Genomic DNA, 15,029 nt, shown 5'->3' with positions numbered 1-15,029 from the left:
TCCTTTCGAAACGATCACATCGGTTGCTCGCCTGACGACGCATGTCGTCAGGCGTCGCGCGGCCGGGCTGCGAGTGCCCGGCGACGCGGCCCCGGCTTACAGCCGGTTGCGGATCGCCTGACCGAGCAATGCACGCGATTCGCTGTTCTTCGGGTCGATCGCGAGCGCCCGGCTCGCGTTCTGTTCCACACAGTTCCATTCGTCGATCACCGCGCACGAGCGCGCCTTCGCCAGTGCCCGCGCGCTTTCCAGCTCCGCGCGCGTGATGCTGGCCGTCTGCATGTGCACGGTGTCGGTGCCATACGGCCGGGGCTTGGGCGCGAAGTCCATGCGCCGGCTCGTGCCGGCCAGCATTTCGGCACGCTGCGTACGATGCGCGGTACCGTGCCGCGTGGCGGCACGACCGTAGGTCGATGTCGCATGCGTACCGGCCGCGAGCGTCACGGGCGGTGCATGCGGCGACTGCCGGTGTTTCGCGACGGCACGGGGTGCGGGCCGCAGCGCGGCTTCCGGTTCGACCGCCAGCGTGACGGGCGGCACGGTGGCTACCCCGGGCGCAGCCGAAGTCGACGCTACCTGCAGCGGCGGCGCGGGCGGAGTGATCTGCGCGCGTGCCGGGGCCGGTTCGGGCGCCGCTGAGGTTCCGGATGTGCTGGTTGCGGAGGTGCCGGTTCCGGACGCGCCGGTTGCGCGCGAGGCAAGGGTCACGATCGCGTTGCGGGTTTTCCCGATGGCGGTTCCGATCACGCCGGAGATGTCGTGCGTCACGCTCGGATGGCCGACCGTCGTGTCCCGTTCGGCGTAAGCGAAGATGCCGAAGATTGCGGCGAACGCAACGAAGCTGAGCGCCGCGTTCTTGCCAGGACCCCAGGTGGGTTTCGGCGGGTAGGTGGGCGAGTCGTCTTGTCGTTCTGCACGAGTCATTCAAAGCTCCTCGATTCGATACGTTGCGGTAAAAGTCGCGATCCGGACGGGGTCAGGTGGTACTCACCATTTCAACTGCGTGGTCAGTGCACCTGTTTCGACGATCGCGAACTGGGTCGCTCCCTGATAGGTTCCTTCGACCCGGTAGCTCGCATCCGGCACGCTGAACAGGCAACGCGACCCCGACGCATTGAATTCGACGAGAACGCGGCCATGTCGCCGCAGGCGCACCTGGACGTTGGCGAGTGGCTGCCCGGTCTTGGCCGAAGCAAACGACACGCCCAGGTTGTACGGCCGGCCGTCAGGCGGCAGTGGTGCGGTACCGTCGATCCGCGCATCGCCGCAGATATACGAAATGACGTAGCGGCCCGCACCCGGGTCGGACGCGGGGGCAGGGGTGGGTGGCTGGGACGCGAGCGTCTGGGCCATCGCATTCATGCAGAGCACGGAAAGGGCGGCGCTCAGGAAAGGGCGAGCATGCTGTCGAAACGAGGAAGACATTGCAACCTCCTGTCCGGAATCAATGGCGAGCATTTATTCCGAGTCAGATTTGCCAGCGTTCTTTTTGCGACACGCTATTGATACACGATGGATTTTGAAGCAACAACCGCGTGTGGCCGGAATGGGACGGCGGTTAAAGATCCTATTTAAATAGGATAACGACGGATTCGTATGAATCTCTTAACTATGAAGAAAGTCGATTTTGCCGAATATGAATATTGCTATTCGGTAGAGATGATCCAGTACGCATTGAATCACGTCGGAGGTATCGACTTCCATGCCGAAAAATAACGACTGATAAAAGGAATTTTTGCGGCTGTATTCCAGGGGAATTGATATCGATCCGGATACAGGTCGCACGATATGAAACGGGGACGCGACGTCTTTGGTATTTTAGATTGTTACAGGTAAATCGAAACTTTTAATTTGTTCTGTAACAGGGTATTTCTGTCCTGATAATCAGACGGAATATGCTGGCGTGCAATGTCGCGTGTAAAAGAATCATCCCGGAAACGCAAACGATTGCGATTCTTCTGATAACGATTACGGGTCCGGCGTAGTCATTTTTCAGGCAATAGCGGGATCGCTGCTTGCTACCGGGGAGAGGGTCGCATGCGCAGGGAGGCGACGCGGATGCATGCGCATACCGGATTGATGCAAACCGCGTTCGCGATCGCGTCGTCGACGAACACGCCGCGAACGCAAACGCAAACGCGAAGATCAGCGACTGCCGCCGGCGCTGCGCCGCGCGATGCGCATCGCCGGCGCAGCTGCGGGTTCGACCGCGCCGACCGCACCTTCGACCGGCGTACGCGGCCGGTTCATGATGTAGGTCCACAGTTGCTCGGCTGCGAGCCCGCGCTTGCGGGCCGACCGGTACAGGCGGATTTCGAGCTCGGTGACCCAGTCGCCGGAACCCGCGCACACGAGCGTGCCTTCCGCGAGCTCCTTCGCGACGCAGCTTTCCGGCAGCCAGCCGATTCCGTGCCCGGCCACGACCATGCCCTTCAACGCCTCGGACATGTGCGTCTCGAAGCACCGGTGCAGCACGTACGGCTCGGTGGCGTTCAGCAGCAGCATCTCGACGATGTTGCCCAGAAACGCGCCCGACGAATACGCGAGCAGCGGCAGCGGGGCATCGGGGGTGCCCGGCAGCTGGAATACGGGCTTGCCGCGCGCGTCGGGTGTCGACACGGGCAGGATCCGTTCGACGCCGAGGCTGACGAACGGAAAGTGATTCGGGTCGAGCACGATCGGCAACTGCGGGTGGTGATAGCCGAGCAGCAGGTCGCATTCCCCTTCGACGAGCTGCTGCACGCCTTCCGGCACGTTCACCGCGTTGACGCGCGCGGTCACGTGGCCGACCTCGCCGTTGAGCTGCTTGAGCCATTCGGGAAACAGCGTGAACACGAGCGTGTGGGCAACCGCGAAACGCACGACCTGATCGCTGGCCGCGAACTGGTCGTAGCCGTTCACGAGATTGCGTGCCGCATACATGCTGCGCAGGATGTCCGCGGCGAGCCCGCGGAACATCTGGCCGGCCGGTGTCAGCGTGATCGGGTTGATGCTCCGGTCGACCAGCTTCGCATCCATCCAGGTTTCGAGTGCGGCAATTCGTCTGCTGAATGCCGACTGCGTGAGGTGCCGGTTACGCGCGGCCCGGGAAAAGCTCTTGGTATCCGCAAGGCTCAGGAAATCTTCCAGCCACTTTGCTTCCATTTCGATCTTCGCTTTTTATAGTCGGGCGCCTGAAAGGCGGCGGCACCGTTTGCTGCACCAATTTTCTAGCGTACCGCGCCTCGCGCCGGTCGACCCGATGTTTTTTTTCGATGGGTGTCAGTCGAAATATGCATGAGCGTTGTCGGCGGGATTACGGCTGCATAGCGTTGAGGTGCCGGACCCGGCTAACCGGACAGTTCATCGCGTCGAACTGCCGGTGCGGCCGCAGACGGTACTTCCCCCCAGGGCCGGTTGCGCCGTGTGCGTGCCGGCCCGCCTTCCGATCCTTTCGTTGCGGTGGTCCGGTGCCCGGGCGGCCCATTTTTTGTGCAGTGCAGATTGCACATTCATGACACGCGGGGGAACTATGTTCGAAAGACGCGGCGCAGCATGAACCGTGCGCGCCGGCGACGCACCGTCGTCGCCCGTTGCGTCGGGCGCTGCACCGCGGTGGTGCGCAATGCCGCGCGGGCGTGCCTGGCGCGGCGCAAAAAGGGGGGATTATCGAGGGGATCGCGCAAGGCACGTTCCTTGCGACGCAGTCGTTACGCCGGTCCGGCATGCGCAATGCCGGGGAAAACGATCGATGGAGAAAAGATCGATGAAGCCATTCGATGAAATGCTGCAATCCGGCGACATGGTAAGGGCGCCCTACGCGCGCCTGAAGCAGTGGCTCGACACCCAGAATCCCGCGAGCCTCGCCCAGAAAGCCCACGACGCGGAAGGCGTGTTCCGCAAGACGGGCATCACGTTCGCCGTCTACGGCGACGCGGAGGCCGCCGAGCGGCTGATTCCGTTCGATATCGTCCCGCGCATCATTTCGGGTGCCGAATGGAGCCGGCTGTCGCTCGGCATCGAGCAGCGCGTGATGGCGCTCAACGCCTTCCTCGACGACATCTACCATCGCCAGGAAATCGTCCGCGCAGGCATCGTGCCGAAGCACCTGATCGCGCACAACGAAGCATTCATCCCGGAGATGATCGACTTCCGGCCGCCCGGAAACGTTTACACCCACATCATCGGCGTGGACATCGTGCGCACCGGCGAGAACGAGTTCTACGTGCTGGAAGACAACGCGCGCACGCCGTCCGGCGTGTCGTACATGCTGGAAAACCGCGAGACGATGATGCAGCTCTTCCCGGAGCTGTTCCAGCAGGTGAAGGTGCGCCCGGTCGAAACCTATCCGCAGATGCTGCGTCAGTCGCTCGCGGCCGTGTGCCCGCCGGGCGGCAACGCCGACAACCCGACCATCGCCGTGCTCACGCCCGGCATCCACAATTCCGCGTACTACGAACATTCGTTCCTCGCCGACCAGATGGGCGTGCACCTCGTCGAGGGCAGCGACCTGCAGGTGATCGACGGCCGCGTCGCGATGCGCACGACCGAAGGCTTCCGCCCGATCGACGTGCTGTACCGCCGCGTCGACGACGCGTTCCTCGATCCGCTCACGTTCCGCCCCGATTCGGTGCTCGGCGTCGCGGGGATCATGGACGTGTACCGCGCGGGCAACATCACGATCGCGAACGCGCCCGGCACCGGCATCGCCGACGACAAGGCGATCTACTCGTACATGCCGGAGATCGTCGAGTTCTACACGGGCCGCAAGGCGCTGCTCGAGAACGTGCCGACCTGGCGCTGCGGCGAGGCCGACAGCCTGAAGTACGTGCTCGACCATCTCGACGAACTGGTCGTGAAAGAAGTGCACGGCTCGGGCGGCTACGGGATGCTGGTCGGGCCGTGCGCGTCGAAGGCCGAGCTCGAAGCGTTTGCCGCGAAGCTGCGCGCGCGCCCCGCGAACTACATCGCGCAGCCGACGCTTGCGCTGTCCACGACGCCGATCCTGACCGAAGCCGGTCTTGCGCCGCGCCACGTCGACCTGCGGCCGTTCGTGCTGGTGTCGGACCGGATCCGCATCACGCCGGGCGGGCTCACGCGCGTCGCGCTGAAGGAGGGATCGCTCGTCGTCAACTCGAGCCAGGGCGGCGGCACCAAGGACACCTGGGTGCTGGCCGACTGAGCCGGACGCGACCGCATGCGCCGTAACTGGCGCGCGAACCGAACGAAGACGGAGTGGACACGAGATGCTTCTGGGACGAACTGCAAGCGGTCTCTACTGGATGTACCGCTATATCGAGCGCGCGGAGAACATCGCGCGCATCGTCGATGCCGGGCTGCGGATGGCGCTCACGCGCACGTCCGACGCGCCGGCCGAATGGTCGTCGGTGCTCGTCAGCTCAGGCACGGACGACGGCTACCGGCAGAAATACGACGCGTACGCGGCCGATACCGTGACCGACTACCTGCTGCGCGACCGCGACAACCCGTCGAGCGTGCTGTCGTGCATCGAGGCCGCGCGCTCGAATGCGCGGATGGTGCGCACGGCGCTCACGCGCGAGGCGTGGGAGAGCGTGAACGGCGCGTGGCTCGCGCTGCGCCGCGGGCTCGCGCAGCCGGTGCCGGAGAGCGAACTGCCGGCCGTGCTCGACCAGGTGAAGCGCGAAACCGCGCTGATCCTCGGCAGCTTCTACAGCACGATGCTGCGCAACGAGATCTTCGATTTCGCGCAGATCGGCGCGTTCGTCGAGCGCGCGGACAACACCGCGCGGATCATCGACGTCAAATACCACCTGCTGCTGCCGTCGGTGTCGCACGTCGGCACGATCCTTGACAACTACCAGTGGGAGACGATCCTGCGCTGCGTCGCCGCGCACCGTTCGTACCGCTGGGTGTACGACGTGCAGTACAAGCCGATGAACATCGCCGACTACCTGATCCTGAACGGCCGCATGCCGCGCTCGCTGCGCTATTGCTACGGGCGCGTCGTGTCGAGCCTGAACCTGCTCGCGAAGGATTACGGCGTGACACATCCGTGTCACGACACGGCCGCGAAGATCCTGCAGATGCTGTCCGACACCTCGGTCGAGCGGATCTTCAAGAGCGGCCTGCACGAGTTCCTGACCGACTTCATCGGCCGCAACAACAGCCTCGGGCTCGAAATCGCCCAGGCTTACAACTTCGACTGAGACTTGCCATGCGACTCGCCATCCGACACATCTCGCGTTATCAGTTCGACGATCAAGCCACCCATGCACTGCAACGGCTGCGGCTGCGTCCGCAGTCGGGACCGGGGCAGACGGTGCGCGCGTGGCAGGTCACGATCGACGGCGTCGAGCCGTCGCTGTCCTATGCCGACGGGCTCGGCAACCGGATCGACCTCGTGCGGCACGACCGCGGCGCGAAGGCCGAGATCGTCGTCATCGCGGCCGGCGTCGTCGAGACGCAGGACCGCGCGGGCATACTCGGTAATCCTGAAGGCTATGCGCCGCCGTGGATATTCGAGCGCGAAACCGCACTCACGAAGGCCGGCGATACCGTGCGTGCGCTTGCGCAAGCGTTGCCGATCGAGCCGCACAGTCTCGACGCGCTGCACTGGCTGATGACGGAAGTGCACGACCGGATCGCGTATGCGCCGAACCTGGCCGCCGAAGCCCCCGTCGATGCGGAAACCGCGCTGCAAAGCGGCGAGGGCACGAGTCGCGACCATGCGCATGCGTTCATCGCGGCCGCGCGCGTGCTGAAGATTCCCGCGCGCTATATCTCGGGCTACGTGCTGGCCGACAGCGCGATGCAGCGCATCGCCGACGCGAAGCAGAGCGCGGGCGACGTCGAGGAGGAAGAAGCGCTCGCACTGCAGAGCGGCGAGGGCATGCAGCAGGTGCTCGGCGCGTCGCATGCCGCGCAGTCGCAATCTCAGTCGCAGGGGATGCCGCAGCCGGCGCACGGTGCGCAGCCGCAGGCGGCCGGGCTGACGCAGCAACCGGCCGGCCATGCGTGGGCCGAGGCCTATGTCGAAGGGCTCGGCTGGGTCGGGTTCGATCCGTTCATGAACCGCTGCCCGGACGAACGCTACGTGCGCATCGCGGTCGGCCTCGACTATCGCGACGCGCAGCCGGTGACGGGGCTCGGCGCGACGGCCGTCGGCGTCGAGATCAGCGTCGTGCAGACGCCGGAACTCGTCTGACCCGACGCGCGCTTTCGCCGAATCCGCCAGGCCGGGCCACCGCGTCGCATCGAGCGCGACGCGGTGCGCGGCCGGCCCAACCCGAACCGAGCTCCCATGTCCATCCACGTCGCGCTGCATCACACCACCCGCTATCGCTACGACCGGCTCGTCAACCTCGGCCCGCAGGTCGTGCGGCTGCGGCCCGCGCCGCACTGCCGGACGCCGATCCTCGCGTATTCGATGACGGTCGAGCCCGCGCAGCACTTCATCAACTGGCAGCAGGACCCGTTCTCGAACTATCTCGCGCGGCTCGTGTTTCCGGAGCGCACCGAGTACTTCGAGGTCACGATCGATCTCGTCGCCGAGATGTCGGTGTACAACCCGTTCGACTTCTTCCTGGAAGCGAGCGCCGATCAATACCCGTTCAGCTATGACGACGCGCTGAAGACCGAGCTCGCGCCGTATCTCGTGTGCGACCCGCAGACGAGCGCGTCGCCACTGTTCCGCACGTATCTCGATGGCGTCGACCTCACGCCGGCCGGCACCGTGAACTTCCTCGTCGCGCTGAACCAGCAATTGCAGCGCGACATCGGCTATCTCGTGCGGATGGAGCCGGGCGTGCAGACGCCCGAGCAGACGCTCGAACTCGCGTCCGGCTCGTGCCGCGACAGCGCATGGCTGCTCGTGCAGCTGTGCCGCCATCTCGGCATTGCCGCGCGTTTCGTGTCTGGCTACCTGATCCAGCTCACGCCCGACGTGAAATCGCTCGACGGTCCGAGCGGCACGTCGGTCGACTTCACCGACCTGCATGCGTGGTGCGAGGTGTACCTGCCGGGCGCCGGCTGGATCGGCTTCGACCCGACCTCGGGCCTGCTCGCCGGCGAGGGCCACATTCCGCTGGCCTGCACGCCGCAGCCGACGAGCGCCGCGCCGGTCGAGGGGCTGATCGACGAATGCGAGGTGTCGTTCGAGCACGAGATGACTGTGACGCGCGTGTACGAATCGCCGCGCGTGACGAAGCCGTATACGGAATCGCAATGGGACGGCGTGTTGGCGCTCGGCACGCAGGTCGACGGTGCGCTGGCGGCCGGTGACGTGCGGCTCACGCAGGGCGGCGAACCGACCTTCGTGTCGATCGAGGATCGCGACGGCGCCGAGTGGAACACCGACGCGCTCGGCCCGACCAAGCGCGGCTATGCGACCGAACTCGTGCAGCGGCTGCGCGCCGAATACGGCGACGGCGGCTTCCTGCATTTCGGGCAGGGCAAGTGGTATCCGGGCGAGCAGTTGCCGCGCTGGGCGCTGTCGATCTTCTGGCGTGCCGACGGCCAGCCCGTGTGGCACGATCCGTCGCTGTTCGCCGACGAGCGCGAGCCGTCTGCGTATACGACCGACGACGCGAAGCGCTTCATCGATGCGCTGGCTGCACGGCTGAACCTGACCGACGAATTCATCCGGCCCGGCTACGAGGACGTCTGGTACTACCTGTGGCGCGAGCGCCGGCTGCCGGTCAACGTCGACCCGTTCGACTCGCGCCTCGACGACGAGCTCGAACGCGCGCGGCTGCGCAAGGTGTTCGAGCAGCAGCTCGACAGCGTGGTCGGCTACGTGCTGCCGGTCAAGCGCGCGGACGACGCGCGGGGCCGCCATCGGCCGGGTCTCGAAGGGGCACGCTGGCAGACGGGCCCGTGGTTCTTCCGCGACGAGCGGATGTACCTCATGCCCGGCGATTCGCCGATGGGCTATCGGCTGCCGCTCGATTCGCTGCCGTGGGCGAGCCGCGCCGACTATCCGTACCTGGTCGAGCGCGATCCGTTCGCGCCGCGCGAAGCGCTGCCGGACGCCGCCGCGATCCGCGCGCGTTACGCCGGCCCGGCCGATGCGCCGCGCTACCTGTCCGGCGTGCATCGCGAGGCGGCCGCGCAGACCGTGATGCAGTGGCGCGACGACGGCACGGCCGGGAACGGGCGGCCTGCCGCGCGCGACCCGAGTCGCCTTCTCGAGCGCTTCGAGTCGGCCGCGTGGATCACGCGCACCGCGCTGTGCGTCGAAGTGCGCAACGGCATCCTGTACCTGTTCATGCCGCCGCTGGCCGCGCTCGAGGATTATCTCGAGCTGCTCGGCGCGATCGAGCTGACCGCGCACGCGCTGGGCGTGAAGCTCGTGCTGGAAGGCTATCCGCCGCCGCGCGACGCGCGGCTGAAGCTGCTGCAGGTGACGCCCGATCCCGGCGTGATCGAGGTGAACATCCATCCGGCCAGCAACTTCGACGAGCTCGTCGATCATACGGAATTCCTGTATGACGCCGCATGGCAGTCGCGGTTGTGCAGCGAGAAGTTCATGGTCGACGGCCGCCACGTCGGCACGGGTGGCGGCAACCACTTCGTGCTCGGCGGCGCGACGCCGGCCGACAGCCCGTTCCTGCGCCGCCCGGACCTGCTCGCGAGCCTGATCGCTTACTGGCACAACCATCCGTCGCTGTCGTACCTGTTCTCGGGGCTTTTCATCGGGCCGACGAGCCAGGCGCCGCGCGTCGACGAAGCGCGCAACGACCAGCTCTACGAGCTCGACATCGCGTTTGCCGAGATCCAGCGCAACAAGCTGCTGTTCGGGCAGGACATGCCGCCGTGGCTCGTCGATCGCGTGCTGCGCAACCTGCTGATCGACGTGACCGGCAACACGCACCGCAGCGAGTTCTGCATCGACAAGCTGTATTCGCCGGATTCGTCGACCGGCCGGCTCGGCCTGCTCGAACTGCGCGCGTTCGAGATGCCGCCGCATGCGCGGATGAGCATCGTGCAGCAATTGCTGCTGCGCGCGCTGGTTGCGCGTTTCTGGGCCGCGCCGTATTCGACGCCGCTCACGCGCTGGGGCACCGCGCTGCATGACCGCTTCATGCTGCCCGCGTTTCTTCAGATGGATTTCGACGACGTGCTGACCGAACTGCGCGACGCCGGCTTCGCGTTCGATCCGGCGTGGTTCGCGCCGCACTTCGAATTCCGCTTCCCGCTGTTCGGCCAGATCGCGGTGAACGGGATGGAGCTGTCGCTGCGCGGCGCGCTCGAACCGTGGCACGTGATGGGCGAGGAGGGCGCGCCCGGCGGCAACGTGCGCTACGTCGATTCGTCGGTCGAACGGCTCGAAGTGCGCGTGACGGGGTTGAACGACAACCGGCACGTCGTGACCGTCAACGGCCGCGCGCTGCCGCTGCAGCCGACCGGTACCGTCGGCGAATACATCGCGGGCGTGCGCTACAAGGCGTGGTCGCCGCCGTCCGCGCTGCATCCGACCCTCGGCGTGCATGCGCCGCTCACGTTCGACATCGTCGATACGTGGCTGCAGCGCTCGCTCGGCGGCTGCCGCTATCACGTCGCGCATCCGGGCGGGCGCAACTACGCGACGTTCCCGGTCAATGCCTACGAGGCCGAGAGCCGCCGGCTCGCACGCTTCGTCGAGATGGGGCATACGCCGGGACGGATGGATGTCGCGGCCGCCGCGCCAAGCCGCGAATTCCCGTTCACGCTCGACCTGCGGCGGCCGTGACCGGACGATGACAGGACGGACGACGATGCGCGGTTCGCAATACCCGGCGGTTCCGGTCGCTGGCGGCCCTGCCGGAATGCTAGGATGCGGGCAGATTGCGGCCGCGCGCCGCAGCCCGCCGCCCCGGGTGGCGGCGCGCGTGCGCGGCCGCGCCCTGACGACGGAACGACACCGTGCCGCCCATTGACACCGATCATCTCGCCGCCCCCGACGCGATGCCCACGCTTTTCGATACCGGCGCGCAGCCGGATGCCGCCGAACTGGCCGCCGCGCTCGCGGCGCCGGCCGCCGCCGGCCGCTACGACGAACTGCGCGGCAGCGCGGCCGGCCTGAACGCGCCTGCGCTCGCGCCCGCGTGGCGCAGCTTCTTCACGTCGATCGGCAGCGACGGCGTGGCCGACCTCGATCGCCGCGCCGACGCGCTGCACCGGCGCATGCGCGAGAACGGCCTGTTCTATCAACTGCACGAGCAGCGCGCCGGCGACGGCGCGGCCGGCCCGTGGTCGCTCGACCTGCTGCCGCTGATCGTCACGCCCGAGGACTGGGTTGCGATCGAGCGTGGCGTGCTGCAGCGCGTGCGGTTGCTCAACGCAACGCTGGCCGACCTGTACGGACCGCAGACGATCCTCGAACGCGGGCTGCTGCCGCCCGCGCTGGTCACGGGGCATCCCGGCTACCTGCGCGCGATGCGCGGCGCACGCGTGCCTGGCGATACCTGGCTGCATGTCGTAGCGTTCGATCTCGCGCGCGGCCCGGACGGGCAATGGCGGATCGTCGCGCAGCACACGCAGGGCGCGGCCGGCCTCGGCTACCTGCTCGAAAACCGGCTGATCGTGTCGCGGCTTTTCCCGCGCGGGTTTCGCGGGCTGCGCGTGCAGCGGCTCGCGTCCGCGTACCGCGCGCTGCTGCAGAGCATGCAGGCGCTCAGCCCGGCCCGCAAGAATTCGCGGATCGTGCTGCTCACACCTGGGCCGCACAGCGCGACGTATTTCGAACACGCGTATCTCGCGCGCTACCTCGGCCTCACGCTCGTCGAAGGCGGCGACCTGACCGCGCGCGACAACCGCGTTTTCCTGAAGACGCTGCGCGGGCTCGAACCGGTGCACGGCATCCTGCGGCGCGTCGATGACGCATGGCTCGATCCGCTCGAACTGCGACCCGATTCGATGCTCGGCGTACCGGGGCTGCTGCAGGCCGTGCGCGCGGGAAACGTGCTGCTCGCGAACGCGCCGGGCTCGGGTTTCCTCGAATCGCCGGCGATGCTCGGCTTCATGCCGCGTCTCGCGGAAGGGCTGCTCGGCGAAACGCTGACGCTGCCGGCCGTGCATTCGTGGTGGTGCGGCGAGGCGGCCGCGTGCGACGACGCGCTGCCGCGGCTCGCGCGCAGCATCGTCAAGGCATCCTATCCACCCGACGTGCAGGCCGGCGGCGCGTTCGAGCCGGTGATCGGCGCGCGGCTCACGCAGGCGCAGCTGGCCGAGTGGCGTGCGCGGATTCTCGCGCGGCCCGAACACTACACGGTGCAGGCCGACCTGCCGCTGTCGCAGGCGCCGACCTGGCCGCGCCAGGATGCGCCCGACGGCAACGGCGGCGCGCGCATCGTGCCGAAGCCGGTGCTGATGCGCGTGTTCGCGCTCGCCGACGGTGCGCAGCGCTGGCGGCTCCTGCCCGGCGGGCTGTCGCGGGTCGGCACGCGCGACACGCTGTTCAACGCGCCGATGCCGCGCGGCGGCAGCACCGTCGATACATGGGTGATGACCGAAGGCATCGTCGATTCGACGACGCTGCTGCAGACGCACCTCGGCCCCGACGACCTCGTCGAACGTCCGCGCGCGATCGCGAGTCGTGCGGCCGAGAACCTGTTCTGGCTCGGCCGCTACACCGAGCGCGCGACCAACCTGATGCGCCTCGCGCGTGCCGCGCTCGAACGGCTGCGCGGCGAGGACGACGTCGATAGCCCCGCGCACCTGGAATTGCTCGACACGCTGTGCCGCGACACGGGCCTGATCGCGTCCGATGCGCCGAACGCCGTCGATGCGCCGCGCGCATTCCAGCACACGCTCGCGACGTCGCTGACGCGCGGCGCGGATCGCACGTCGGGCATCGCGTCCTGCCTGTTCGGGATGCGCGGCGCGGCCGCCGCGATCCGCGAACGGCTGTCGAGCGATCAGTGGCGGCTGATCGACGACGCGACCCAACTGTTCGCGGACAGCGCGGGCCAGCCGGAAGCCGAGGAGCAGATCGGCAACGAGGCGCTGCAGTTGCTCGAGCGCCTTGGCCTGCTGCTCGGGGCGATCACCGGCGCGCAGACCGACAACATGACGCGCGACGACGGTTGGCGCTTGCTGTCGATCGGCAGGCAGATCGACCGGCTGGACTTCCTGTGCAGCGTGCTGAAGGCCGCGTTCGACGAAGGCGCGGTGCACCGGCAGGACGGCTTCGAGCTCGTGCTGGAGCTGTTCGACAGCACGATCACGTTCCGTTCGCGGTTCCAGCGCGGCTTCGACGTCGCGCCGCTGCTGTCGCTCGTCGTGCTCGATACCGACAACCCGCGCTCGCTCGGTTGGGTCGTGCAGGCGCTGCGCGGCCGGCTGACGAAGGTCGAGCGCAGCGAAGGCTACGCGCTGTCCGAGCTGGCCGAGACGATTCCCGACGTCCCCGCGTGGTCGTTGCACGAGCTGTGCGAGACGGCCGACGGCGGCCGGCACGACAAGCTGCTCGATGCGCTCGACACGACGGTGAAGGCGGTCTGGGAACTGTCGAACCGGATCGGCGAGCGCTATTTCAGCCACGTGCGCGAGGCGGGCAGGACGTTATGGTGACGACGAAAGGCGCGGCGAAAGTGCCGCCGGGCTCCGGCAATGCACGACAGGCAGCGTCACCGGCCGCACCGGCCGCCGTTGCCCCCGGCCGGTTGCTGCGCGTCACGCACGATACCGAATACCGTTACGCCGCGCGCGTCGAATCGGCGCAGCACCAGGCTCGCCTGCAACCGCTCGTCACGCCGCGCCAGCAGGTGCTGTCGTTCGCGCTCGACATCGATCCCGCGCCGGAATCGGTCGGGACCGAGATCGACGCATTCGGCAACGCACGCGCATCGTTCGCATTGAACCAGCCGCACGATGCGCTGCTCGTGCGCAGCCGCAGCACGGTACGCGTGACGCCGCCGGTGTGGTCGCGCGGCGCGCGCGGCGAGCCGCCGCCCGCCATCGCGAATCCCGACGGGAAACAGGCGATGGCGTGGGAAGCCGTGCGCGACCGCTTGCGGTTCCGCGCGGGGCAGCCCTACGACGCGGCGAGCGAATTCGTGTTCACGTCGCCGCATGTCGCGTGCGATCCCGAACTCGCCGCGTATGCGGCATCGAGCTTCACGCCGCAACGGCCGCTCGTGCAGGCCGCGTGGGAGCTGATGCGGCGCGTGCATGCCGATTTTGCGTATACGCCGAACAGCACCGACATCACGACGTCGGCGCTCGATGCGCTGCGCTTGCGCAAGGGCGTGTGCCAGGATTTCGCGCACGTGATGATCGGCGCGCTACGCTCGCTCGGGCTGGCCGCGCGTTACGTGAGCGGCTACCTGCTCACGCAGCCGCCGCCCGGGCAGCCGCGATTGATCGGCGCCGACGCGTCGCATGCATGGGTCGAGGTGTACGACCCGGCCTGGCCCGAGGACAACGGCTGGCTACAGCTCGATCCGACCAACGATCGTGCGCCGGGCGACGACTACGTGATGCTGTCGATCGGCCGCGACTATGCGGACGTGACGCCGCTGCGTGGCGTGATCCGCGGCGGCGGTGCGGATCAGGAGCTGAAGGTCGGTGTGACGGTGGAGCCGCTCGACGCGCCGTAACGCATGCCGTATGCCGCATTCCCGCACGAATCGCCGTTTAAGTCTTCGTTAATACTGCACGCCTAGCATGGTCATGCCGGCGAACGGATCGGACTCGATCCGGGGCACCGGCGGCACGCGCGGGTGCGTCGACGTCACGGCGCCGCACCGTCGCGCATCGCCATTCCCTTGCAACGGCGGCGAATCATGATCAAGACCTTCGACTACACGCTCGGCAGCGACACGATCGCGCTCTGCGCGAGCTTCGGCGCGGGGCCGGCGTGGCGCCGCGTGCTCGTGAGCCGGGCGGATTCGATGGAGACGCTGGTGGTGCTCGATGCGCGCGGCCTGTCGGGCCTGCTGAAGGTGGCGACCGAAGCGCCGGAAGGGTTGCTCGACGATGCGATCCGCAAGGTCGGCGATGAACAGCTCGTGGAGCGGGCGATCAGCGGCAAGGCGATCGTCGAAGCTGCGCTTTGAACGGGCGGTGCGTGAGCGTGCCGGCAGGCA

10 protein-coding genes are annotated in these 15,029 nt (G+C 67.4%); 7 read left to right on the top strand and 3 right to left on the bottom strand.

The genetic code is table 11. The features are described from left to right. Positions 1–96: 96 nt before the first annotated feature. From BCEP18194_RS32440 to BCEP18194_RS32430, 3 genes are all read right to left on the bottom strand, one after another. Complete coding sequence (locus tag BCEP18194_RS32440; RefSeq protein WP_011355537.1) at positions 97–924, bottom strand: hypothetical protein; 828 nt, start codon at positions 922–924, stop codon at positions 97–99. A 63-nt stretch (positions 925–987) separates the two neighbouring features. Then, positions 988–1,425 carry a hypothetical protein gene (locus BCEP18194_RS32435; protein ID WP_011355536.1) on the bottom strand — a complete coding sequence of 146 codons (438 nt, stop codon included), beginning with the start codon at positions 1,423–1,425 and terminating at the stop codon, positions 988–990. Positions 1,426–2,145: 720 nt separating this feature from the next. After that, the gene (locus BCEP18194_RS32430) at positions 2,146–3,144 is read right to left on the bottom strand and encodes a LysR substrate-binding domain-containing protein (protein ID WP_011355535.1); all 999 of its coding nucleotides are present in this window, start codon (positions 3,142–3,144) and stop codon (positions 2,146–2,148) included. 601 nt (positions 3,145–3,745) lie between these two features. Between BCEP18194_RS32430 and BCEP18194_RS32425 the strand changes: the two genes are divergently transcribed. The 7 genes from BCEP18194_RS32425 to BCEP18194_RS32395 all read left to right on the top strand — a co-directional run bounded on the left by BCEP18194_RS32425 (position 3,746) and on the right by BCEP18194_RS32395 (position 14,999). Further along, positions 3,746–5,161, top strand: a complete 1,416-nt coding sequence (locus BCEP18194_RS32425) for a circularly permuted type 2 ATP-grasp protein (protein ID WP_041493330.1) — start codon at positions 3,746–3,748, stop codon at positions 5,159–5,161. Positions 5,162–5,225: 64 nt separating this feature from the next. After that, entirely contained in the window at positions 5,226–6,167 is a 942-nt protein-coding gene (locus BCEP18194_RS32420) for an alpha-E domain-containing protein (protein ID WP_011355533.1), read from the top strand. A gap of 8 nt (positions 6,168–6,175) precedes the next feature. Then, positions 6,176–7,165, top strand: a complete 990-nt coding sequence (locus tag BCEP18194_RS32415; RefSeq protein ID WP_011355532.1) for a transglutaminase family protein — start codon at positions 6,176–6,178, stop codon at positions 7,163–7,165. A gap of 96 nt (positions 7,166–7,261) precedes the next feature. Next, positions 7,262–10,690 carry a DUF2126 domain-containing protein gene (locus BCEP18194_RS32410; RefSeq protein ID WP_011355531.1) on the top strand — a complete coding sequence of 1,143 codons (3,429 nt, stop codon included), beginning with the start codon at positions 7,262–7,264 and terminating at the stop codon, positions 10,688–10,690. Positions 10,691–10,905: 215 nt separating this feature from the next. Next, positions 10,906–13,512, top strand: coding sequence for a circularly permuted type 2 ATP-grasp protein (locus tag BCEP18194_RS32405; protein ID WP_011355530.1), 2,607 nt, complete (start codon positions 10,906–10,908; stop codon positions 13,510–13,512). Continuing rightward, positions 13,506–14,540 carry a transglutaminase family protein gene (locus tag BCEP18194_RS32400; RefSeq protein ID WP_011355529.1) on the top strand — a complete coding sequence of 345 codons (1,035 nt, stop codon included), beginning with the start codon at positions 13,506–13,508 and terminating at the stop codon, positions 14,538–14,540. The genes BCEP18194_RS32405 and BCEP18194_RS32400 overlap by 7 nt, the downstream gene beginning before the upstream one ends. A gap of 186 nt (positions 14,541–14,726) precedes the next feature. Next, positions 14,727–14,999 (top strand): hypothetical protein, encoded by a 273-nt coding sequence (locus BCEP18194_RS32395; RefSeq protein ID WP_011355528.1) that lies wholly within the window; start codon positions 14,727–14,729, stop codon positions 14,997–14,999. The last annotated feature ends 30 nt before the right edge of the window (positions 15,000–15,029 follow it).

It is taken from the genome of Burkholderia lata (assembly GCF_000012945.1).
In the GTDB taxonomy this organism is placed as follows: domain Bacteria; phylum Pseudomonadota; class Gammaproteobacteria; order Burkholderiales; family Burkholderiaceae; genus Burkholderia; species Burkholderia lata.
This window is presented reverse-complemented; position numbering and strand designations above follow the sequence as displayed.

Coding starts and splice junctions, on each gene's coding strand:
- BCEP18194_RS32440 (WP_011355537.1), bottom strand. CDS start 924: ATGACTCGTGCAGAACGACAAGACGACTCGCCCACCTACCCGCCGAAA.
- BCEP18194_RS32435 (WP_011355536.1), bottom strand. CDS start 1,425: ATGTCTTCCTCGTTTCGACAGCATGCTCGCCCTTTCCTGAGCGCCGCC.
- BCEP18194_RS32430 (WP_011355535.1), bottom strand. CDS start 3,144: ATGGAAGCAAAGTGGCTGGAAGATTTCCTGAGCCTTGCGGATACCAAG.
- BCEP18194_RS32425 (WP_041493330.1), top strand. CDS start 3,746: ATGAAGCCATTCGATGAAATGCTGCAATCCGGCGACATGGTAAGGGCG.
- BCEP18194_RS32420 (WP_011355533.1), top strand. CDS start 5,226: ATGCTTCTGGGACGAACTGCAAGCGGTCTCTACTGGATGTACCGCTAT.
- BCEP18194_RS32415 (WP_011355532.1), top strand. CDS start 6,176: ATGCGACTCGCCATCCGACACATCTCGCGTTATCAGTTCGACGATCAA.
- BCEP18194_RS32410 (WP_011355531.1), top strand. CDS start 7,262: ATGTCCATCCACGTCGCGCTGCATCACACCACCCGCTATCGCTACGAC.
- BCEP18194_RS32405 (WP_011355530.1), top strand. CDS start 10,906: ATGCCCACGCTTTTCGATACCGGCGCGCAGCCGGATGCCGCCGAACTG.
- BCEP18194_RS32400 (WP_011355529.1), top strand. CDS start 13,506: ATGGTGACGACGAAAGGCGCGGCGAAAGTGCCGCCGGGCTCCGGCAAT.
- BCEP18194_RS32395 (WP_011355528.1), top strand. CDS start 14,727: ATGATCAAGACCTTCGACTACACGCTCGGCAGCGACACGATCGCGCTC.